We start from the raw sequence: 22414 nt of genomic DNA, 5'->3' as shown, positions 1-22414 counted from the left end.
TTACGTTTCCGTACCGAAGAAAAGGAGAATAGAAAACATGAATGATTTTATAAAGGACACCACTGAAATTCCAAGCTTAAGTTTCAGCGCTCCGGAGCCGGAACCGGAACTTCCGGTACAGCAGCCGGAAGAAAAGAAAGAGGTCATGGATGATTCTGTTCTGTCCGACGAACAGAAAGCCATGGTGGATGCCTTTGTTTCCCAGATTGATCTTGCCAATACAAACGGCATTCTGCAGTACGGTGCCGGTGCACAGAAGAAAATGGCAGACTTTTCCGAGAAAACGCTGGAGAACGTTAGAAGCAAAGATCTCGGGGAAATCGGCGATCTGCTCACCTCTGTTGTAACAGAGCTGAAAACGTTTGACGCAGAAGAAGAAAAGGGACCATTTTCTTTCTTTAAGAAAAGCACGAACAAAATCAATGCAATGAAAGCGAAGTATGACAAGGCAGAGGTGAATGTCAATAAAATCTGTGACGTGCTCGACGGCCACCAGCGGCAGCTTCTGAAAGACATTGCCATTCTGGATCAGATGTATGCACAGAACCTGAATTATTTTAAAGAGCTGACCATGTACATTCTCGCAGGAAAGAAAAAGCTGGAGCTGGTACGTTCCACAGAACTCCGTGATCTGCAGAATAAAGCGCAGATGACCGGAAAGGCCGAAGATGCACAGGCTGCCAAGGATCTCGAAGATCTCTGCAACCGATTTGAGAAGAAACTATATGATCTGGAACTGACCCGTATGGTTTCGATCCAGACAGCGCCGCAGATCCGCATGATTCAGAACAGCGATTCTGTAATGGCCGAAAAGATCCAATCCACACTCGTCAACACCATTCCGCTCTGGAAAAACCAGATGATCATTGCACTCGGCGTTCATCACTCGACTGAGGCTGCCAAAGCACAGCGCCAGGTTTCGGATATGACAAATGAGCTTCTGAAAAAGAATGCGGAGAATCTGAAGATGGCAACGATCGAGACTGCAAAAGAATCTGAGCGCGGTATCGTCGATATGGAAACCTTAAAACAGACGAACCAGAGCCTGATCTCTACCCTCGATGAAGTGATGAAGATTCAGGAGGACGGCCGCCAGAAACGTGCCGCCGCTGAAGTTGAGCTGGTACAGCTCGAAAATGATATTAAGAAAAAAATGCTGGAGCTTTCTGCAGGCGGACAGCACTGATACTTTTTGTATCCTATATGAAAAAAAAACGGAGAAGCCGCTTTTTCTGTGGTTTCTCCGTTTTTTACGTCCTGTCTTACCCTTATCTCTGGCGTTCTGCCTTTTCATTCTTTCTTCGGTATTCCGTGAAATAAAATTCAATATCAAAGCAGGTCTGCTCATCGCCCTCTTCTACCATCTCCCAATCCGGTGATTCGTCAAGATCCTCAAAGAAGGTATCCGCCTGATACGTCATGTCAATTCGTGTGACGTATGCCGTATCACAGTATGGGAGAAGCTGACGGTAAATTTCTCCGCCGCCCGCAACATAAATATCGTCGTCCTCATACGGCTTTAACACTTCCATCAGCTCTTTAATACTGTGGACAACGGTTGCGCCGCGGACAGTCCATTCCGGATCACGGCTTAAAATAATATTCGTTCTGCCTTTTAACGGCTGGCCTGCCGGGAGTGTAGCAAGTGTCTTTCTTCCCATCACGACAACGTGTCCCATCGTAGTTTCACGGAAGAACCGCAGATCAGACGGAATACTTACCAGCAGCCGTCCCTGATATCCCAGACCCCATTTGCGGTCCGCACTTAAAATTGCTTTCATTTTGTTTCCTCTTTCTGTGTTATTTTCTCATCCATACTGCCGGAACGGAACCCTTCCAGATCCATCGTCAGGTAAGAAAAGCCGATCTTTTTCAGATATGCAATCATTTCTTCTCTCTTCTCAAGCACTTCCCCCATACGCTCCGGTGCAATTTCAAGACGCACCACATCGCCATGTACACGCAGGCGGAGATTCTCTTCCGCACCGAACAGCGTATGAAGCCATGCTTCGCCGTCCGCAATCCGATCCAGAACGTCATAGTTAATTTCTGCCCCGTAGGGAAGGCGTGTCGCCATACATGGAGTGGATGGACGGTGTGCTACGGAAACGCCGTACTTTGCAGCAAGTGCTTTTACCTCTGTTTTTGTCACATGACACGCTGCAAGCGGGCTGATAACACCATATTCTCTCAGCGCTTTTCGCCCCGGCCGGTAGACATGAAGGTCATCCTCATTTGTTCCGTCGAGTACCTGGGTGACACCGTGATCGCGGGCAAATTCCAGAAGTTTCCCAAATAGATAGTGCTTACAGAGATAGCAGCGGTTTTCCGGATTGTAACGGATTGCCTCCTGCTCCAGCTCATCAACAAAAAGGACCTCATGAACAGCGCCAACCTCCTTTGCTACTCTTGTCGCTGTCTCCAGGTCGCAGGGCGGATGCAGCCGTGTCTGAAAGGTTACTGCATAAACCTTTGTTCCATATTTTGCAGATGCATCCATGACAAGCTTCAGCAGCAGACTGCTGTCCACACCGCCGGAGAATGCCAGACAGAGATCCTGTTTTGCAATCTCGTCAAGTTGGGTAAGCAATGCCTTTTCCTTATTCTGCATATCTGTTTTCTGTTCTGTCCGGTTCTTTTTCTTTTCCTGTAATTCCATCGTATCTGTCTTCCTTTCCTGTAAAATGGCCGATGTCTTCTTATCAGAAAATCCATCGGCGGCACTGCTGCCCCGATGGATTTTCTCATACAGGTATTCCTGTTCTATTTTTTATCGATATGTCGGATCGCTTCCGAAAGCACCGCCTGTCCAGGTATAACGGGTCGGGTTTGTCAGCGGATAATCCAGATTGTCGCCAATGCGGACCGTTGTTCCGCTGCTGACGTTATCATAAATCCATTTTGCATCGATTGCAGTCAGTCTGACACAACCATGTGACATCGGTGATCCCAGGGAATTGAAGTCTACGGCAGAGATCATATTCAGATCCGGTGTGCTGCTTGCTACGCCATGGAAGTAAACAGCGTCATAAATCTGTGATACATATGGTGCCCAGCACACATAATCTTCACCTCTCATTTGCTTCTTTTTCAACTGCCAGCCGATTTTATATGTTCCTGCTGCAGTGTACTGATTGGATTTCCTACGGAGCAGATCATTGATTTGATCGGGGTATCGTAAGAACCGGTTGCACTGTTATAGCCGTAAATGGTGACACGTCCGCGGGTTCTGTCTACTGTGATGTATTTGGATGACGGATTGAAGATGCTTGTCACATCCTCCATCAAAGAACCGTCTGCTTTGCGGTAACGGCGGTATTTTCCGATGTACTCCCATCCTTCCGTGATTCTGCGTCCGGAAGCATCGAATTTGTACTGTTTTCCATTGATCGTAGCGGTGCAGTTCTGATATCTTCCGCCCCAGCTGCGGAAATAATACTGAGAACCGTTCAGTGTCAGCCACTGATCATGGTACATGCCGCCCCAGCTCTTGAAGTAGTACCAGTTCTTATCATGAAGAATCCACTCGTCATGTGCCATGCCGCCCCAGCTCTTCATGTAATAATAGTTACCGTCATGGTAAACCCAGCCGGTCAGCATTTTTCCATCTTTATCCAGATAATAATAATTTTTATCATAGAGGAACCAGCCTTTTTGCGTCCGTTTGGTTCCATCTGCATTAAACCAGTACCAGATATCGCCGGACTTGCCCCATTCGTTTTTATACATACCACCCCAGCTCTTGAAGTAGTATTTTCCATCGAGCCATTCATTGGCAAGCATGGTTCCATCGGATTTCAGATAATACTTATTTCCTTTGTAGGTCAGCCAGCCGCTGGTATATTTCTTTCCGTTTCCGTCAAAATAATACCATACATTGTTGACTTTTGCCCATGCGTTTTTGTAGGCCGCACCCCAGCTGCGGAAGTAATAGGTGTTATCCAGCCACTCATTAAAAGCCATTTTTCCATCGGCTTTCAGATAATAGCTGTTTCCATTGTAATCCAGCCAGGAATTCGTCAGCAGTTTTCCGCCGTCTGCAGTTGCCCAGTACCAGATTGTCTGCGTGCTGGTTTTAATTTTTTTCCATCCTGTTGTCGTCGAAACGGCTCCGTCAGCACCAACGTAATAATAATTTCCATTATAGCTTCCAACATCGTTGACACACATGCCGCCCCAGCTCTTGAAGAGATACATGGTTCCGTTCACATTCAGCGCGTTGTCTTCCATATGACCGTCTTCATGGAGATAATATTTATTTCCATCGTAATTGAACCAGCCTGTCCGTACGCCGCCCCAGCTGCAGAAGCTGTACCATTTTCCATCAATCTGTGCCCAGCCGGATTTATTTTTCTGATTACCGGTTTCCATCTCGAAACTTCCATCTTTCAAATTTCCGTTTGCATCAAAGGAAGCTGGTTTCATATAGTAGATTGCTGTATCTACCTTTTGCCATCCTGAAAGAAGTTCCCCTGTTTCCGCATCCACTAAGTACCAGTTAGAGCCAACCGTCAACCAGCTTACCGTACGATCTCCCTGCTGATACGCATTGTGATTTCCAAGAGATACAGTGCTGTCTTCTGCATTCAGATAATAGGTATGCGTTACATTGTTTTCATCAACAACAGTCTGGAAACCTGCCTCTTTTACGCGGGTTCCATCATTGCCAAACAGATATGTTACATCTCCTACTTTCTGAGTTGTGCTCCAGACTGCATAGCCTTCTTCATCGGCATAGTAATCATCCACACTGCCATCCTCAAATTTGATGGTAACAAGTTCATTTTTTTTCAGTTCCGGTGCAAATACTTTTCCTTCACAAATACCCTGCTGTCTCGAACCAAGTTCATCTTTTGCAGGATCTTCCCCTTCTGTCTCAAAGTAGTAGATTCCGGTTTTTCCATCTTCATCCGTCAGCTCTACTTCACCGGTCAGCATGTAGCCGTTTTCATCAAACACATAACCGACACCGTCGATTTCTATTGGTCCGGTAGCAGCTACCACCTTATTATTCTCATCCAGAACTCCGTACTGAAACTGTTTCTTTCCATCTCTTTCAACGCTGTTCCAGCCTTCCTTCAGATTACTTACTTCCGGAGCCGGAGTTGCGCTCGGCGTCGGTGTCTCGGAAGGGGTCTCAGTTGGTGTTACGGTTGGTGTTGCGGTCGGTGCTTCGGTTGGAGCCGGAGTCTCACTCGGTGTAACCTCTGGGGTCTCAGTTGGCGCCGGAGTCGGAGTCGTTTCTTCGTCTTCGGCCTGAGCTACAGTATCACTTTCCGAATTTACCGGTAATGGACTGGTTTCTGTAGAAGCTGCATATGCACCGGCTGGTGTAACACTTACCATGACGCCAAGTACGGCTGCGGCCAGAAACTTTCTTTTCATTCTTATTCATCCTCCCATTTTTTTACTCTTATACAATTTATAGCTTACTACATTTTTCCATCTATTTCAAGTTATCCGCCGGTAAAATACCTTACAAATTTCTTATGGTTTTTTCCGGTTTTTCGGGCAGAAAAAACCTCCCGGCTCCGGTTTTCTTGCCGGATACAGGAGGTTTTTCATTTGTTTCTTTTTTATTCGTTTACGGTAGTAGATCCGTAGATTTCTGTCTGAAGTCTGGAAATGGTTGCCGAGAAATCCGGAACAAGCATCTCACCCTTGCTGGAGTACAGATCATCGTATGGTACACGGCTCTGTACAATCTCATAGGAGAGGATCGTCGGCAGCTCTCCGATCAATGTCATCAATGTAGACTGATCAATGTTATGGGTAACACTTGGAAGAATGGTATCCGCCAGTGCACTCAGTTCTGTTACGCTTGACGATTTCATTTTCTGCATCATCTTGCTTAAAACCTCTCGCTGACGCTCCGTTCTCTGATAATCAGAATTTCCAACGTAACGGATTCTTGCATATGCAACTGCCTGATAGCCATCCACATGCTGCTCTCCGCCTGCTGTATACTGATGGGCGGAAGCATCCACATTACGGAGTCTGCACATTTCATCAACATATTGGTTCGCTACACGGATTTCATCATCGCTCGGCGAAAGCTCGATTCCGCCGATATCATCGATAATGTCAATCATGGAATCGAAGTCAACACTTGCATAATTGTCAATCGGCAGTTTATAGTTGTCCTCGATGGTTCGTACAACCAGCGGACCGCCGCCATATGCGCAGGCTGCATTCAGTTTTTTCACACCGACATCCGGGATATTTGCATACAGGTCACGCATAAAGGATGTCATGTGGATCTGTTTTGTATCTTTATTGATGGACATCAGAATCATGGAATCGGAGTTTCCATACCACGTTTTGTCACGACGGTCAACACCGATCAGCAGAATGTTGTACACGTTATTGTTGTTTGGAAGTTCAATGTCCTGTGTCTCATTTAAAATCTCAGACTGCAGGGCATCCGTCTCCTCATCAGTCAACCCGGTACTTTCTGTCTCAACCTCTGTGGATTTATTGATCGTGATTTTATCGTCGCTTACATAGTTACTCTTGCTGTAATAGTGATTGATTACAGCATAGACACCGACGAGCACAACCAGTACAACTACGAGAAGGATGGTGAGCACATTAACCCAGCCGAATTTCTTCTTTTTCTTTCCTGAGGAATGGCGTCTTTCCGGGATTTCATCCTCGTCATCATATTCTTTTCTCATAACGACCTCTTTCATTTTCTTATTTTCCGGTATTTTCCAGCCGGATATCGTTTATAATATAGTCAAAAAACGGACTGCTGTCAAGTGTGCAGTCCGTTTTGATTGATTTCCGTTTGCAGTTCTTTTTCCTACCGCTGCATTTTCTCCCACTGGTTCAGTGCAGCCTCAATGACTTTGTCCATATCGTAATACTTGTATTCTCCAAGTCTTCCGCCAAAGATAACCTTCTCTTCTTTTTCCGCAAGTGCGGCATATTTCTGATAAAGTTCCTGGTTTCTGGCATCATTCACCGGGTAGTACGGCTCCATCCCCTCTTTCCAGTCGGTGGAATACTCTCTGGAAATGACGGTCTTTTTCTGGGTTCCGAATTCGAAATGCTTGTGTTCGATCACACGCGTATACGGTGTCTCCCGATCGGTGTAGTTTACTACAGCTACGCCCTGATAATTGTCGGTATCCAGCACTTCTGTTTCAAAGCGCACCGTACGGTATTCCAGCTTGCCAAGTGCATAATCGTAAAACGCATCAATCGCTCCGGTGTAAATCACCGTCTCACCCATCGCCAGGTACTTTTCTTTATCTTCCAGAAAATCAACACCTGTCTGTACATCCGCTTTTTCAAAAAGCCGCTCTGTCAGAACGTTATAGCCGCCAATCGGAATTCCCTGATAAAGGTCATTGAAATAGTTGTTGTCATACGTAAAGCGCACCGGAAGCCGTTTGATGATAAAGCTCGGCAGCTCACTGCAGTCTCTTCCCCACTGCTTTTCTGTATAACCCTTAACCAGCTTTTCATAAATATCTTTTCCAACCAGTTTGATCGCCTGCTCTTCCAGATTTTTCGGCTCTCCCGGAACAGCTTTTCTCTGCTCTTCGATGATTGTTTTCGCCTCTTCCGGTGTGCGGATTCCCCACATTTTACTGAAGGTATTCATATTGAACGGCATATTATAAATTTCGCCTTTGTAGTTGGCAATCGGCGAGTTTGTATAACGGTTGAATTCTGCCAGCGAATTGACAAACTGCCACACCTCTTTATTCGAAGTATGGAAAATATGCGCTCCATACTTGTGTACATGAATTCCCTCGATTTCTTCACAGTAAATATTTCCGCCTGTATGATCTCTTCGTTCCAGTACAAGACAGTTTTTCCCTGCCTGACCGGCAAGATAAGCGATCACTCCGGAATACAGACCGGCGCCAACCAGAACATAATCATATTTCTTCATTGTTCTTTCTCCTTACAGTTCTTCCCCAAGTCCCGTCCGGATGGAATTGACAAGGAACTGCAGAGCTTCCTCCTCGTCCTCTCCCTCGCAGAACAGCTCAATTTCGTCTCCGCATTTGACGCATGCGCCAAGGACGCTTAAGACGCTCTTTGCATTTGCTGTATTTCCATCTCCGTAGTGGAATGTAATAGATGATTTAAACTGCATTGCCTGTTTGCACAGGGTTCCGGCCGGGCGAAGATGAAGGCCGGTTGGATTTTTCACGGTCACTTTTCCGCTTACCATTGGTTTCCCTCCTAATTTGTTCCTGTCGTTTTATTTGCTACTGCTTTTTCTTTGATATGAATCGTTGTCTTGACACTGTCTACGAGCTCATAGCCATCCGGCAGTGTGATTTTTACCGGTACCTCGTAATCCCCGACACCCATTCCATTCAGATCTATGGATGCGTTGATCTGGGAAGTATCTAATTTGGCCAGATTTTTGTCCGATGCTTTAATGCGGATTGCAAGCTGTGTCTGATCATACAGAACGGTATAAGTGGACTGAAGATTGCCCGTCTCGATCTGATCGACATCAAGTTCAAATTCCCTGCTCTCATTCGGCATAACCGTTACGTGAACGGTAACGGATGCAGACGAACTGGAAGATACTTTCAGATCTGTCACATCGGCGAGAACATCGCTTAAGTCAACCGTCGTCTCCACATCGGAGCGCTGTCCTGCAACGGAGGTATAGTCTTCCGGAATTTCAATCGTATTGCCTTCATCCGCCAGCTTTGCAAGTGCCTCCTCGGATCCGGCAACGGTGATTTCCTCCGGTGTGGTATAGATATTTTTAATCTGATAGCCGTCTGCCGGAATTCCGCTGTACAGTGCACTCAGCTTAATACCGGATACACGGTGCCACAGTTCAATATCCACATCCACCTGCGGGGAGCCGCTGTCGAAATTCAAAAATTCCATCTGGGATTCCGGCATCTCATCCTGGTTTTTATCAATAATCATCAGATCCGCCGTGACGGTTCCGGAATTCCGCATATTGGTTACATCTACTTTTGCCACCACACTGCTGATCTTATTGATCAGGGACGTCGGGCCGGAAATGGTGATGCTCTCCGGATCGGAAGTCATCGTTCCCACTTCGTAATCTTTTGCCGGTTTCGTATTTCCTGCGTCAATTGTGATCGGGAATTTTTCGCTGTCCACATCCTCGATTTCCACAGGGATCGTTGCTGTCACTGTGCTCAGTTTTTCCTGTTTTACCATGGAGCACGCTGCCTTGATCGGCACATAAACCGGGTTTGTATCCATCGTCACAATCTGGGTCAGATCGGCCGTGACGGTGATATCCGATGCCTTCAGCCGGCTGACAACCGAGTTGTTGTCCGTGACAGTAACCGTGACCGTCTGGTATTCCTCCGCAATCTGGTATGTTTTCTTTCCGGCTGCGATGTAGGCTTCATTGGTCACCTGCACGGGGACATCAAAGCGCTCTTTCACAATCGGGTCATTCACACTGACCACAACGTACCAGATTACAATGGCAATCAGGATAGAAAGAATTTTCAAAGGGAGATTGTTCAGAAGCTTTTTCAGAATTTTCTTTTTCATTTCTTCTCTCCCTCCACTTTCTGACGCATTCCACGGATATGCCATCCTTTCTTCTCTTCCGGTTTTTTCGCGAGCTTCTGGATTTTGTGAAGCTGCTCCCGAAGGTCGCTCGGTGTTACTGCCGTGTGGAGTTCTCCGCCGGAAGCATACGACACATTTCCGGTTTCCTCGGAGACAATAATCGTAAAGGAATCCGTCACCTCACTGATGCCGACACCTGCACGGTGGCGTGTTCCAAGATTCTTGTTCAGATCCATGTTGTCGGACAGCGGCAGGTAACATGTTGCTGCCGTGACACGGTTGTTCCGTACAATCACGGCTCCGTCGTGCAGCGGCGTATTGTGTTCGAAAATATTGATCAGCAGCTGGCTGGTCAGAACGCCGTCAATCGGGATTCCGGTCTTTTCATATTCCTCCAGGGTGATGGTCTTTTCGATGACGATCAGCGCTCCGGTCTTTACTTCTCCCATTTCAAAACTGGCCCTTACCAGTTCATTGATGGTTTTGTCACTGAACCGTTCATTTTCCTCCTGGCCGCTCGCAAAAGAAATGGCAGACAGCGGATTCTTTTCTCCAATCTGCTCGACCACTCTTCGAAGCTCCGGCTGAAAGATAATTACAACCGCTGTGATCGCCGCCCCGCCGATGTTTCCGAACAGCCACAGAATCGTCTGCATTTTCAGCACGTTTGCAATGATGACAAAGACACCAATCAGAAAAATACCTTTCATCAGCGTATAGGCCTTTGTATTCTGCAGCCAGCGGATCAGGTGATAGACGAAAAATGCAATGAGCAGAATCTGCACAATATCAATCAGTTCAATTTGTTTTGGCAGCCCGTAGTCTGCCGTTCTTGTGACAATCCAGTTCCACACGCCACGCACACTGTCACTTCCTTTCTTTTCCCCCAGCCGGTTTTCTTCTGATTTTCAAAATTCTTTTAAAGATCCTTTAAGGTGTCCTCCAGCATGCTCTTATAATCCACATCCTGATAATCGCCCTCGTCCAGCGGCGGAATTTCTTCTTCCTGAATTTCTTCTGTTTCGTTTATTTCTTCTATTTCTTCTTTTTCCTCGATCTCATCAAGATCCCTGCTGTTCCCGGATTCTTCTGTATGTCCAAGATTTGCCAGAACATCGAGTTCCTCGTCTGTCAGATCCGGTTCTTTTTTCTTTTCATTCCGAATATAAGTCACACGGCGCTGTGCCTTTGTCACATTGAATTTTGGAACGGCTTTTACGTAGTAATAATAATCGTCGTCATCATATTCCAGGTATTCTGTCCGGGTGTAGTCTGCACCGAACAGGAAAAACTCCAGAACAAATCCAACCAGACAGCCGGCCGCCGCCCCGATCAGAACCATCGGGAGTGCAATCTGTACATCCAGTGCCAGGCTTCCGGCAATCATAATAACCGCATAGGCAACCGAACCTGCCACAATGGAAATCTGCCATGCATAGTCCGCACTGCTGTGGCGGATTGCATTGACAAGAAGTACGGTCAGTGCGCAGGCGATCAGAACCAGCAGCATTTCCTCATTGCGGAAGAGGCCGTTGAAAAATTCCTGTACGACTGCCGTGATCTCCGGTGCTTCCGCCGCATGAAGCAGCGGCTCCATTTTTCCGTGAATCATGTCGCACATATAGTAGACAACGACACCGCAGGCTGCTGAAAATGCAGAGAGCGGCGTGCCGGCAAGACCATAGGCAACCGGAACGGCAGATGGCACGTGAAGCCAGAATGCGAGCGGTGTCAAAAGGAGTGCCGGCGCATCCTTCGGCACAAAGCGAAGATATAGAAACCAGAGCACCAGCAGAACCAGCGCCGCAAGACCCGCGACTACCATGTGAAGTGCAAAGCAGTGGCCGATGATCACCAGCATTGCAAGGAAAACCATTCCATTCAATGGCAGGATGGCGCAGATCAGTGACAGAATCAATACCACATACATGCTGTCCAGCATCTTCAGATAGCCGAGATTGGAATTAATACCACGAAATACAGCAAGAGCGAGCAGAAATTTCACAATCGGAAGTACGATTCCGCTGCAGGAGCCGTAAAACTCTTTTAATTTTTCTTTCAGTTCGATCAATACTGTCATGTTTCCTTCCTCCTGCGCCCGGATTTCTTCCCGCTTTTTTCCTGTTCCTCATATATGTTCTGCAGGTCATCCAGCTCTTTTCCATACCATTTCAGCTTTTTCTGTGCTCCCTGGTAACGGATCGTGCTGATCACATACACGGCAATGGAATAGACTGCCAGAAAACACAGATAGGACGCGATCAGACACCCTGCTGCAAACTGCAGGTCGATTGTGTCTATCTCGTCCACCAACCATTCAATATGATATAAGACTGCAACCGCAAGTACCAGAATGTATCCGATGGAAGCCAGAAAAAAATTTTTCAGAAGCTCTTTTCCGATGTAATCACTCCGAAAATAGCGGCCGATTCGTAAGGCATTTTTTTTCTTCTTTTTTTTCGAAAAAGCCAGTTTTGTCATCTGACGAATCCTTTTTTCGTCCAACATGCCTCTTGGTCTCCTCTTCCCGTTCTAAATTATGTTTATTTTACCATATGTTTCCGATATTGGAAAGCTATTCTCAAAATATTCACACACTATTTTACAATTGCCGCACAAACAAAATCCACCTGTTCTGCTCCATTCACTTTCAACAGTGACGCAATGGCATCAACCGTGCTTCCCGTTGTGTAAATGTCATCTACCAGAAGAATCCGGCAGTATTTCATCTGTCCCGGCTTTGCCAATGCGAAAGCTCCCTCCAGGTTTTTTCGCCGCTCGGCGGGACCAAGCTCTTTCTGGCGTTTTGTTTTTTCACACGGCGGATCAGGCGGGCATTCATGGGAAGTTCCATTTCTTCTGCCAGCTTTTCTGCAAATACCTCCGCTTGATTGTAGCCGCGCTGCCGCTGTCTCGCCGGATGAAGCGGCACCGGAACGAGCACCTCCGGATTTCTTCTCTGGATCTGCTTTCCCACATAGGAAAACGCCGCGTGAGCATAAAATCCGGCGTATTCCTGCCGTTCATGATATTTGAACCGCATCAGGGAAGCCTCAAGTTCCCCGTGGTAACCGTACGGCGCAAAACCGCGGTCGAAGCTGTGCCTCGTTCTGCTGCAGTCCCGGCAGAACTCTTCCTCACTGCCCACGGGTTTCCCGCATTTTTTGCACCGCGCGCCCAGAATCGGATGGATCTTTTCCACACAATTCCGGCATAGATACAGCTCCTCACGTGACAGCAGTCCGTCACAGATGGGACATCGTCTCGGATAAACTGCGTTTAAAAGCCAGTTTCCTGTTTTATTTTTTTCTTTCATGTAACCTGCGCTTTCCCTTATCCACTCTGCCGGATGCAGCCGCATCCATGCCCCGGAAAAACGTGTTTACGCGTTTTCTTCCTGCATTTCCCGGATTCTTCTGGCGAGCGTTGTATACCGGTTCGCCTCGATATGATTTCCGATCATTGCCTGGAATGTCACATCACTTCCGACGATGGTGACGCACTTTCTGGCTCTCGTCACGGCCGTATACAGAAGATTCCGCGTCATCAGCATGCGCGGGCCGCCGAGCAGCGGAATCACAACCGCCGGGTACTCGCTTCCCTGCGCTTTATGTATCGTTGTGGCGTAGGCGAGCTCCAGCTCGTCCGCCTGTTTGAACGTATAGTCTGCGAATTTTCCTTCCTCAAACTCCACGGTGATCACCTCGGTATACGGGTTGATGCTCCGGATCATGCCGAGGTCTCCGTTGAATACACCCATACCGCGCTCCGCCACGATTCCGTTGATGCCGCGGATTTCCCACTCCATCTGGTAATTGTTGCGGATCTGCATGACCTTGTCGCCCTCGCGGAGGATATTACCTCCATTTTCCCGCTCGGCTTTGTCCGGTGCGGGCGGGTTCAGGTATTTCTGCAGAATCTGATTCAGATTTTCCACCCCGAGTGCACCTTTCCGCATCGGAGTCAGAATCTGGATATCCTGCGGGCGGGCATCCACATAACGCGGCAGTTTCTGGGACACCAGCGTCACCAGCACTTTCCAGATCACGTTGACATCGTACCGTTTCAGAAAGAAGAAATCTTTGCTCTTATTGTCCAGTATAACCTCTTCCCCATTATGGATCTTATGTGCATTGACAACAATATCGCTCTGGGATGCCTGCCGGAAAATGTGCGTCAGGCAGACAATCGGAAAGCATTCCGAACGGATCAGATCCCGAAGAACACTGCCCGGGCCGACACTTGGAAGCTGGTTCTGGTCTCCCACCAGGATCAGCCTTGTTCCCGGCACAATCGCGGAAAGAAGGGCATGCATCAGGTGGATATCAACCATCGACATCTCATCAATGATGATGACATCCGCGTCGAGCGGATTATCTGCGTTCCGCTCAAAATGCACATTTGCCGAGGAGTCATCCACATTTCCCGTCAGTTCCAGAAGACGGTGGATCGTGCATGCCTCACAGCCAGTTGCCTCTGTCATTCGTTTCGCCGCTCTTCCGGTCGGCGCTGCCAGGAAAATGTCGAGGCCTTCTGCCTCAAAATAATGGATCATCGCGTTGATGGTCGTCGTTTTTCCGGTTCCGGGACCTCCGGTCAGGATCATAAGACCGCTGTATGCCGCCTCAACGACTGCCGTCTTCTGCATCTCATCCAGCTCGATCTGATATTTTTTCTCGATCTTTCCGATCCGCTTTTCGATTGCCTCACGGTCTTCCTCGCATGTAATATTCAGCTCATGCAGCATGCGCGCCGTACTCAGTTCCAGATAATAATACTGGCTGGCGTACACAATCCGCAGCGGCTCATCCCCTTCCCGTTCGGCCGGGAGCTCGCGGATGACCGTTTTTTTGTCGATTGCCATATCCTGCAGAGATTTCTGCATCCGCTCCGGTTCTACGCCGAGAAGTTCCTGCCCTCTCCGAAGCAGCACCGGTTCCGGCAGATAGACATGGCCTTCTGCCGTCGCCTGATTCAGCACATACGAAAGACCGCTCTTGATGCGGAATTCGCTGTCCACGGCAATCCCGATTTTTCCGGCAATCTCATCCGCCGTCCGAAATCCCACGCCTGCGATATCTTCCGCCATTTTATACGGGTTTTCCTTTAAAATCCGGTACACATTGTCCCCGTACTGCTGATAAATCTTTGCACCGAGATTCAGTGCAATGCCATATCCCGAGAGGAAAATCATCGCATTCTGCATTTCGGCTTTTTCTGCCACCTGCTGTGCAATTTCACGCGCTTTCCGCTCGCTGATTCCCTTTACCTCCGCGAGGCGCTCCGGCTCTTCCTCGATGATCCGAAGCGTATCGTCACCGAAGCGGCGCACAATTCTTGCCGCCAGCGCCGCACCGACTCCTTTGATCGCACCGGAACCGAGATACCGCTCCAATGCAACAGAATCCTGTGGAACTTTCGTCTCATAGGATTCAATGCGGAACTGCTTTCCATAGGCAGCATGTTCAATATAATCTCCGGAAGCCTCGATCAGCTCGCCCTCTCCGATCATCGGAAGCGTGCCGACGCATGTCAGCTCGCGCCCCTTCATGCTCAGATTCAGGACGGTATAGCCGTTCTCCTCATTTCGGAAAATAATGTGTTCTACGTAGCCTTCTACTTTTTCTTTTTCACTCATCTTTTATCAAAACTGGCTTTCAAATTCATTCATCACTTCGCGGTACTGGCCGGTTCCAAGCGCAACGACGCTCGCCGGATTTTCTGCTGTCACGGTATTGATGCCGGTCCGCTCCTGGATCAGCTCGTCCATTCCGGCAAGGAGACTGCCGCCTCCGGTCAGGATAATGCCGCGGTCGGAAACATCGGATGCCAGTTCCGGCGGCGTTTTTTCCAGTACGGCACAGATCGCGTCCGCAATCTGGTTTGTCGTCTGGGCAAGGGCACCTCGGATTTCGTCGGAGGAAACCGTAATCGTCGCCGGAAGTCCGGTGATGACGTTTCTTCCCTTGATCTCCATCGTTTTCTCCTCGGCCCGCGGATAAGCGGAACCAATCCGGATTTTCACTGCCTCTGCGGTCTGTTCTCCGATAAATACGTTGTATGTTTTCCGTACATAGCGGATGATATCCTGGTCAAATGTCTCACTGGAAATCTTGACCGAATTGGAAACAACGGTTCCCGCAAGCGAGATCACAGCGATATCCGTCGTGCCTCCGCCGATGTCCACGATCATATTTCCGCATGGTTTCGTAATGTCAATTCCGGATCCGATTGCCGCTGCCACCGGCTCCGGCACGATCAGCACTTCCCGGGCTCCCGCCTGGTACGTTGCCTCCTCCACAGCCTTCCGCTCTACTTCCGTCACACCGGACGGCACACAGATGCTGATTCTCGGTTTCCGGAATGCTCTTCTTCCCATTGCCTTCTGGATAAAGTAGCGCAGCATGCGCTCGGTGATCAGAAAGTCCGTGATCACGCCCTGCCGCATGGGCCGGACCGCCATAATATTGCCCGGTGTCCGTCCAATCATCTGACGCGCTTCTTCTCCAATTGCCCGTACTTTATCTGCATCTTTATCATACGCAACTACGGACGGCTCCTTTAATACAATGCCTTTTCCCTTGGCATAGACCAGGATGCTGGACGTCCCCAGATCAATTCCGATATCGGTCGTTGCAGCCATAGTAATCCCCTTTCCTGTTCTCTTTTATTTTTCTTTATTTTAATCTGTTTGAAATTTGTATAGAATAAGTTCGGGTTCAAAACACCCGAAACACAAAAGGATCGAATGTGTTCTGAACCCAACCCGCTTCTTATTATATACAATCCCTTTTAAAATGGAAAGGATTTTTTAGAGATATTTTTCGACATATTTTCCGGTGTAGGATACCGGGCTCTTGGCCACTTCCTCCGGCGTTCCGCACGCAATCACGGTTCCGCCGCCGTCTCCGCCCTCCGGTCCGATATCAATAATATAGTCCGCCGTCTTGATGACATCCAGATTGTGTTCGATAACAACGACGGTATTTCCGCCCTCGGACAGGCGGTGCAGAATCTCCACCAGTTTGTGGACATCCGCAAAATGAAGTCCCGTCGTCGGCTCGTCGAGAATGTAGATCGTTTTTCCCGTGCCGCGGCGGCTCAGCTCTGCTGCGAGCTTGATACGCTGCGCTTCTCCGCCGGACAGCGTGGTGGACGGCTGGCCGAGGCGGATGTAGGAAAGGCCGACATCGTACAGGGTCTGTAATTTCCGGAAAATCGACGGTACCGGCCTGAAGAATTCCAGTGCCTCCTCGACCGTCATATTCAGCACATCGTAGATGCTCTTTCCTTTGTATTTGACTTCCAGTGTCTCACGGTTGTACCGTTTTCCATGGCAGACCTCACACGGCACATAGACATCCGGCAGGAAGTGCATTTCGATCTTCAGGATACCGTCGCCGCCGCAGGCCTCGCATCGGCCGCCCTTCACATTAAAGCTGAATCTTCCCTTCTTGTAGCCGCGCGCCTTGGCATCCTGCGTTGCCGCAAACAGGTCGCGGATCTGATCAAACAAACCTGTGTACGTTGCCGGATTGGAACGCGGTGTTCTTCCGATCGGGGACTGGTCGATGTCGATGACCTTATCGAGCTGTTCCATACCGATGATGTCTTTGTGTGCACCCGGAATCGTCCGCGCACGGTTCAGATCTCTTGCCAGCCGTTTGTACAGAATTTCATTGACAAGGGAACTCTTTCCCGATCCGGAGACTCCGGTCACGCAGGTCATGACACCAAGCGGGAAATTCACGTTGATATTTTTCAGATTGTGCTCTTTTGCTCCGACTACCTTCAGCCAGCCCGTCGGCTTTCTGCGCTCGGACGGAACCGGAATTTTCAGCTCTCCGCTTAAGTATTTTCCGGTGATGGAATTCGGATTTTTCATCAGATCTTCCGCTGTTCCGATCGCCACCAGCTCTCCGCCGTGCTCACCGGCTCCCGGGCCGATATCGACAACGCAGTCAGCGGCGCGCATCGTATCCTCGTCGTGCTCCACGACGATCAGGCTGTTTCCGAGGTCACGCAGATGTTTCAGCGTCGCGAGAAGTTTGTCGTTGTCTCTCTGGTGAAGACCGATGCTCGGCTCGTCGAGAATATAGGCGACACCGACAAGGCCGGAGCCGATCTGCGTTGCCAGACGGATTCTCTGCGCCTCACCGCCGGACAGCGATGCCGTTCCGCGCGCCAGGGTCAGATAGTTTAATCCGACATCCGCAAGGAAGCTCACACGCGCACGGATCTCTTTTAAAATCTGCTTTCCGATCAGCAGCTGCTGTTCGGAGAGTTCGAGGTTCTGCATAAACTTCTGCAGATTGTCGATGGAAAGGGATGTTACTTCAAAAATATTTTTATCTCCGACCGTCACACCAAGCGACGTCGGTTTCAGACGCTGGCCATGGCACGCCTGGCACGGGGTCACACGCATGAAGGTTTCGTATTCCTGTTTTGTAGAATCCGATCCGGTCTCACGGTAGCGGCGCTCTACATTTTTGATCAGCCCCTCAAAAGCCACATCGTACACACCGACGCCGCGCTGACCGCGGTAATGCACCTTGACGGATTTTCCGTTCGTTCCGTAAATCAGGATATCGTGGATTTTTTTCGGATATTCACAGAACGGAGTGGAAAGGGAAAAATCGTACTCCTCTGCGAGCGCATCGAGAATGGCTCTCGTATAGCTCGATTTGTCCGTGCAGGACTGCCAGCCGAGCACGGTGATGGCTCCGTCTGCGATGGATACGGTCTTGTCCGGAATCATCAGATCCTCGTCGAACTCCATCTTGTAGCCAAGGCCGGCACAGCTCGGGCAGGCGCCGAACGGGTTGTTGAAGGAAAAGCTTCTCGGCTCAATCTCCTCCATGCTGATGCCGCAGTCCGGGCAGGAAAAGCTCTGGCTGAAGTTGAGCTGATTTCCGTCCATCGTGTCGACCACCAGAAGGCCGTCCGCCAGATCCAGTACATTCTCGACGGAATCCGTCAGACGTTTTTCAATGTCCGGTTTGACTACAAGACGGTCCACAATAATGGAAATGTTGTGTTTCAGGTTCTTATCCAGCGTAATCTCCTCGGACAGCTCATACTGGCTGCCGTCGATCATCACGCGGACATAGCCGCTGCGTTTTGCCTGTTCGAGCACCTTTTCGTGTCTTCCCTTGCGGCCGCGCACAACCGGCGCGAGAAGCTGGATTTTCGTCCGCTCCGGGAGTGCCATGATCTGATCGACCATCTGGTCCACCGACTGGCGGCTGATGACTTTTCCGCACTTCGGGCAGTGCGGAATACCGATTCTCGCGTACAGAAGACGGAAGTAATCGTAAATCTCCGTCACGGTTCCGACGGTGGAACGCGGGTTCCGGTTCGTCGATTTCTGATCGATCGAAATAGCAGGCGGCAGGCCTTCGATGCTGTCCACATTCGGTTTTTCCATCTGTCCTAAGAACTGGCGCGCGTAGGAGGAAAGGCTCTCCATGTACCGCCGCTGGCCCTCCGCATAGATCGTGTCAAACGCAAGCGAACTCTTTCCTGAACCGCTGAGGCCCGTAAATACAACAAACTGGTTTCTGGGGATATCGACATTCAGTGCTTTCAGGTTGTTCTCCCTGGCTCCCCGTATTCTGATAAACTCTTTTTTCTCTGCCATAACTGTTCCTCTTATTAATTGGAATCCCTGTCCGGACAGGGACAGGAATCTTGTCTCGTTTTCTCCCATTATAGCACACCGCCGTGCGTTATGCAAACATTTGTTCTATTTCTTTATCATCTTTTTACAGCAGAAAATCTGCCAGAATCACATTGCTGACGGAAATCCCATCGCGTGTCAGAGCCAGGCGCCCGCTGTGTTCCCGTAAAAGATGCACCGCTTCGTATTTCTTCAGAACCCCGCCGTATACGGCATGGATCTCCTTTCCAAACTGCTCCTCAAACTCCGCCGTCGAGATCCCTTGTGTCATTCGAAGGCCGAGAAACATAAATTCTTCCATGGCATCCTGCCGGGAAAGAATTTCCTCATCCTCACGGATCTTTTCCAGTGCTCCGCACGCTTTCAGATACAAAGATCGATCTGCCGTGTTCGTCCACCGGCGGTTTCCGAATAACGATGCCGCGGAAGGCCCGAACCCCAGATAATCCGTCCTTTTCCAGTAGCCGATATTGTGGCGGCATGCGAAGCCCGGCTTTGCATAATTGGAAATCTCATACTGGAAAAAGCCGTATTCTGCGAGGATTTCCGCCGTTCTGGCATACATTTCGCGTTCTGTGTCCTCATCCGGCAGATCCAGTTTCTGCTCCGCAAACGGGGTTCCCGGCTCCACGATCAGGCTGTAGGCGGAAATGTGCTCCGGAGAAAGCTCCGCGATCGTCCGAAGACTCTCTTCCCATTTCTTTTCACTCTGCTCTGGCAGACCTGACATCAGATCCACGTTGATATTCGCAAACCCGGCATCCCGTGCCAGTGCAAAACTCTCCTGAAATTCCGCAAACGTGTGGATTCTTCCCAGCCGTTTCAGCTCCTCATCGTGAACCGACTGACAGCCGATACTGATCCGGTTGAAGCCGCTCTTCCTGTAACATTTCAGTTTTTCCGCATCCAGCGTTCCCGGATTGGCCTCCAGCGTAATCTCAGCATCCTCTGAAAAAACGTACTTGCTCCGCAGTTTTTCCATCACACGGGCGAGCATTCCGGCATCCACTGCGGATGGTGTTCCGCCGCCGAAAAAGGCGGAAATCACTTCACTTTCTGCCGTCTCTTCCGCTGCATCGATTTCTGCCAGCAGAGCCTCTTCATACTCCTTCTGCATTGCTTTCGTGCCCGGTCCCGAGACAAAATCACAGTAGGCGCATTTCCGGATGCAGAACGGGATATGCACATAGAGTTCCAGTGGTTTTCTTTTTTTATTCATTCTGCTTTTCCTCCGTACGATCGAAAGACCGGCCCCTGCGCTCCCGCAACAGCAGGCGGCGCCGACAGGCCGGTCTCATTTTTATTTCTTAATTTTCATCCAGTTTCAGCACGCTCATAAAGGCTTTCTGCGGAATCTCCACGTTTCCTACCTGGCGCATCCGCTTCTTACCTTCCTTCTGCTTCTCCAGCAGCTTCTTCTTTCGGGAAATATCGCCGCCGTAGCACTTGGCAAGGACGTCTTTGCGCATCGCGCGGACGGTTTCTCTGGCGATAATCTTCGATCCGACAGCCGCCTGGATCGGGATTTCGAAGAGCTGCCGCGGAATCTCTTCTTTGAGCTTCTCGCACATCTTTCTTCCGCGCTCGTAGGCAGATCCCTCGAATACGATGAAGGACAGCGCATCCACTTCTTCTTTATTGACGAGGATATCGAGTTTTACAAGCTCGCTTCTCTCATAGCCGAGCAGCTCGTAGTCGAATGACGCATAACCTTTGGAGCGGGATTTTAAGGCATCAAAGAAATCGTAGATAATCTCATTCAGCGGGAGATGGTAATGAAGCATCGCACGCGTCGTCTCCATGTATTCCATTCCCTGATACTGGCCTCGTCTCTGCTGGCAGAGCTCCATGATCGGTCCGATGTAGTCGGTCGTCACCATAATCTCTGCTTTTACCAGCGGCTCTTCCATATAATCAATCTCGGACGGGTCCGGCAGATTCGACGGGTTGGTCAGGTCAATGACGGTTCCGTCGGTTTTGTGAACCTTATAGATAACGCTCGGTGCGGTCGTCACGAGATCCAGATTGTACTCACGCTCCAGGCGCTCCTGAATAATTTCCAGGTGAAGCAGTCCAAGGAAACCGCAGCGGAAGCCAAAGCCCAGTGCTGCCGATGTCTCCGGCTCGTAGAAGAGGGATGCATCGTTTAACTGCAGTTTTTCCAGCGCGTCGCGCAGATCGCCGTACTGTGCGCCGTCGGCCGGGTACATGCCGCAGTATACCATCGGGTTGACTTTTTTGTAGCCCGGCAGTGCTTCTGCACACGGACGGTCGGCATCGGTCACGGTATCACCCACGCGGGTGTCGCGCACGTTTTTGATGCTGGCGGTGATATAGCCTACCATTCCGGCGGAGAGCTCGTCGCACGGGATCAGACGGCCTGCGCCGAAGTAGCCGACCTCGACAACTTCCTCGACAGCGCCTGTCGCCATCATGCTGATTCTCGTTCCTTTTTTCACGCTTCCTTCCATTACACGGCAGGAAATGATGACGCCGCGGTATGCATCGTAAACAGAGTCGAAAATCAGTGCTTTTAACGGTTCCGTCGGATCACCTTCCGGTGCCGGAATTTTCTGTACGATCTGTTCGAGCACCTCGTCCACGTTCAGGCCGGTTTTTGCGGAAATCCGCGGAGCATCCTGCGCTTCCAGTCCGATGACATCCTCGATCTCTGCAATTACACGGTCCGGCTCGGCGCTTGGAAGGTCTACTTTGTTGATGACCGGGAACACATCCAGGTCATGGTCAAGGGCGAGATAGACGTTGGCAAGGGTCTGCGCCTCGATACCCTGCGATGCATCGACAACGAGCAGCGCGCCGTCGCATGCGGCAAGGCTTCTGGAAACCTCATAGTTGAAGTCAACATGGCCCGGGGTGTCAATCATGTTTAAAATGTACTCCTCGCCGTCGGCCGCTTTGTATACGGTACGGACCGCCTGTGCCTTGATCGTGATGCCGCGCTCACGCTCCAGATCCATATTGTCCAGCACCTGATCCTGCATCTCACGCTCGGTCAAAAGGCCTGTTTTCTGAATAATACGGTCCGCAAGGGTTGATTTTCCATGGTCGATATGGGCAATAATACAAAAATTACGAATTTTACTCTGATCTATTCCTGACAAGTTTTTTCCTCCTGCTTTTTCACGGGTTAAATATCAATTTTATCTCATGTCTATTTTGTATGATACGAAATTC

General features: G+C 49.5%; 19 protein-coding genes. 1 reads left to right on the top strand and 18 read right to left on the bottom strand.

Annotated elements, in window-relative coordinates:
• The first annotated feature begins 37 nt into the window (after positions 1-37).
• Positions 38-1186: a toxic anion resistance protein gene (locus DXA55_RS07950; protein WP_117813648.1), complete on the top strand. Its 1149-nt coding sequence runs from the start codon at positions 38-40 to the stop codon at positions 1184-1186.
• 82 nt (positions 1187-1268) lie between these two features.
• Here the strand turns inward: DXA55_RS07950 and DXA55_RS07945 are convergent, their stop codons facing one another.
• The 18 genes from DXA55_RS07945 to lepA form a co-directional block, all read right to left on the bottom strand.
• Positions 1269-1781 carry a dihydrofolate reductase gene (locus DXA55_RS07945; RefSeq protein WP_117813646.1) on the bottom strand — a complete coding sequence of 171 codons (513 nt, stop codon included), beginning with the start codon at positions 1779-1781 and terminating at the stop codon, positions 1269-1271.
• Complete coding sequence (larE, locus tag DXA55_RS07940) at positions 1778-2659, bottom strand: ATP-dependent sacrificial sulfur transferase LarE (protein WP_330415170.1); 882 nt, start codon at positions 2657-2659, stop codon at positions 1778-1780. The genes DXA55_RS07945 and larE overlap by 4 nt, the downstream gene beginning before the upstream one ends.
• Positions 2660-2770: 111 nt before the next feature.
• Positions 2771-3079 carry a L,D-transpeptidase gene (locus tag DXA55_RS07935; RefSeq protein ID WP_242998410.1) on the bottom strand — a complete coding sequence of 103 codons (309 nt, stop codon included), beginning with the start codon at positions 3077-3079 and terminating at the stop codon, positions 2771-2773.
• A gap of 11 nt (positions 3080-3090) precedes the next feature.
• A complete protein-coding gene (locus DXA55_RS07930; RefSeq protein WP_117813642.1) occupies positions 3091-5385 on the bottom strand; it encodes a hypothetical protein in 2295 nt (764 codons plus the stop codon).
• Between the two features lie 191 nt (positions 5386-5576).
• Positions 5577-6677: an LCP family protein gene (locus tag DXA55_RS07925; protein WP_158565059.1), complete on the bottom strand. Its 1101-nt coding sequence runs from the start codon at positions 6675-6677 to the stop codon at positions 5577-5579.
• Positions 6678-6805: 128 nt separating this feature from the next.
• Positions 6806-7906: a UDP-galactopyranose mutase gene (glf, locus tag DXA55_RS07920; protein WP_022462231.1), complete on the bottom strand. Its 1101-nt coding sequence runs from the start codon at positions 7904-7906 to the stop codon at positions 6806-6808.
• Between the two features lie 12 nt (positions 7907-7918).
• A complete protein-coding gene (locus DXA55_RS07915; protein WP_022462230.1) occupies positions 7919-8191 on the bottom strand; it encodes an HPr family phosphocarrier protein in 273 nt (90 codons plus the stop codon).
• Positions 8192-8202: 11 nt separating this feature from the next.
• Positions 8203-9519: a CdaR family protein gene (locus tag DXA55_RS07910; RefSeq protein WP_158565058.1), complete on the bottom strand. Its 1317-nt coding sequence runs from the start codon at positions 9517-9519 to the stop codon at positions 8203-8205.
• A complete protein-coding gene (gene cdaA, locus DXA55_RS07905) occupies positions 9516-10403 on the bottom strand; it encodes a diadenylate cyclase CdaA (protein WP_330410111.1) in 888 nt (295 codons plus the stop codon). The genes DXA55_RS07910 and cdaA overlap by 4 nt, the downstream gene beginning before the upstream one ends.
• 56 nt (positions 10404-10459) lie before the next feature.
• Complete coding sequence (locus DXA55_RS07900) at positions 10460-11620, bottom strand: hypothetical protein (protein ID WP_117813638.1); 1161 nt, start codon at positions 11618-11620, stop codon at positions 10460-10462.
• A complete protein-coding gene (locus tag DXA55_RS07895) occupies positions 11617-12048 on the bottom strand; it encodes a hypothetical protein (RefSeq protein ID WP_117813636.1) in 432 nt (143 codons plus the stop codon). The genes DXA55_RS07900 and DXA55_RS07895 overlap by 4 nt, the downstream gene beginning before the upstream one ends.
• A gap of 89 nt (positions 12049-12137) precedes the next feature.
• Positions 12138-12287, bottom strand: a complete 150-nt coding sequence (locus DXA55_RS07890) for a ComF family protein (protein ID WP_147342003.1) — start codon at positions 12285-12287, stop codon at positions 12138-12140.
• Positions 12266-12856, bottom strand: a complete 591-nt coding sequence (locus tag DXA55_RS07885; RefSeq protein WP_147342002.1) for a ComF family protein — start codon at positions 12854-12856, stop codon at positions 12266-12268. Before DXA55_RS07885 ends, DXA55_RS07890 begins: the two co-directional genes overlap by 22 nt.
• A gap of 66 nt (positions 12857-12922) precedes the next feature.
• Positions 12923-15178, bottom strand: coding sequence for an SF1B family DNA helicase RecD2 (recD2, locus tag DXA55_RS07880; protein WP_117813631.1), 2256 nt, complete (start codon positions 15176-15178; stop codon positions 12923-12925).
• A 6-nt stretch (positions 15179-15184) separates the two neighbouring features.
• Entirely contained in the window at positions 15185-16183 is a 999-nt protein-coding gene (locus DXA55_RS07875; protein WP_117761048.1) for a rod shape-determining protein, read from the bottom strand.
• 168 nt (positions 16184-16351) lie between these two features.
• Positions 16352-19180 carry an excinuclease ABC subunit UvrA gene (gene uvrA, locus DXA55_RS07870; RefSeq protein WP_117509506.1) on the bottom strand — a complete coding sequence of 943 codons (2829 nt, stop codon included), beginning with the start codon at positions 19178-19180 and terminating at the stop codon, positions 16352-16354.
• A 124-nt stretch (positions 19181-19304) separates the two neighbouring features.
• Complete coding sequence (gene hemW / locus DXA55_RS07865; protein WP_117813629.1) at positions 19305-20438, bottom strand: radical SAM family heme chaperone HemW; 1134 nt, start codon at positions 20436-20438, stop codon at positions 19305-19307.
• Positions 20439-20526: 88 nt separating this feature from the next.
• Positions 20527-22341: a translation elongation factor 4 gene (gene lepA / locus DXA55_RS07860; RefSeq protein WP_117813627.1), complete on the bottom strand. Its 1815-nt coding sequence runs from the start codon at positions 22339-22341 to the stop codon at positions 20527-20529.
• Positions 22342-22414 lie beyond the last annotated feature (73 nt).

It is taken from the genome of Blautia sp. OF03-13, assembly GCF_003460685.1.
Lineage (GTDB): Bacteria > Bacillota > Clostridia > Lachnospirales > Lachnospiraceae > Fusicatenibacter > Fusicatenibacter saccharivorans.
This window is presented reverse-complemented; position numbering and strand designations above follow the sequence as displayed.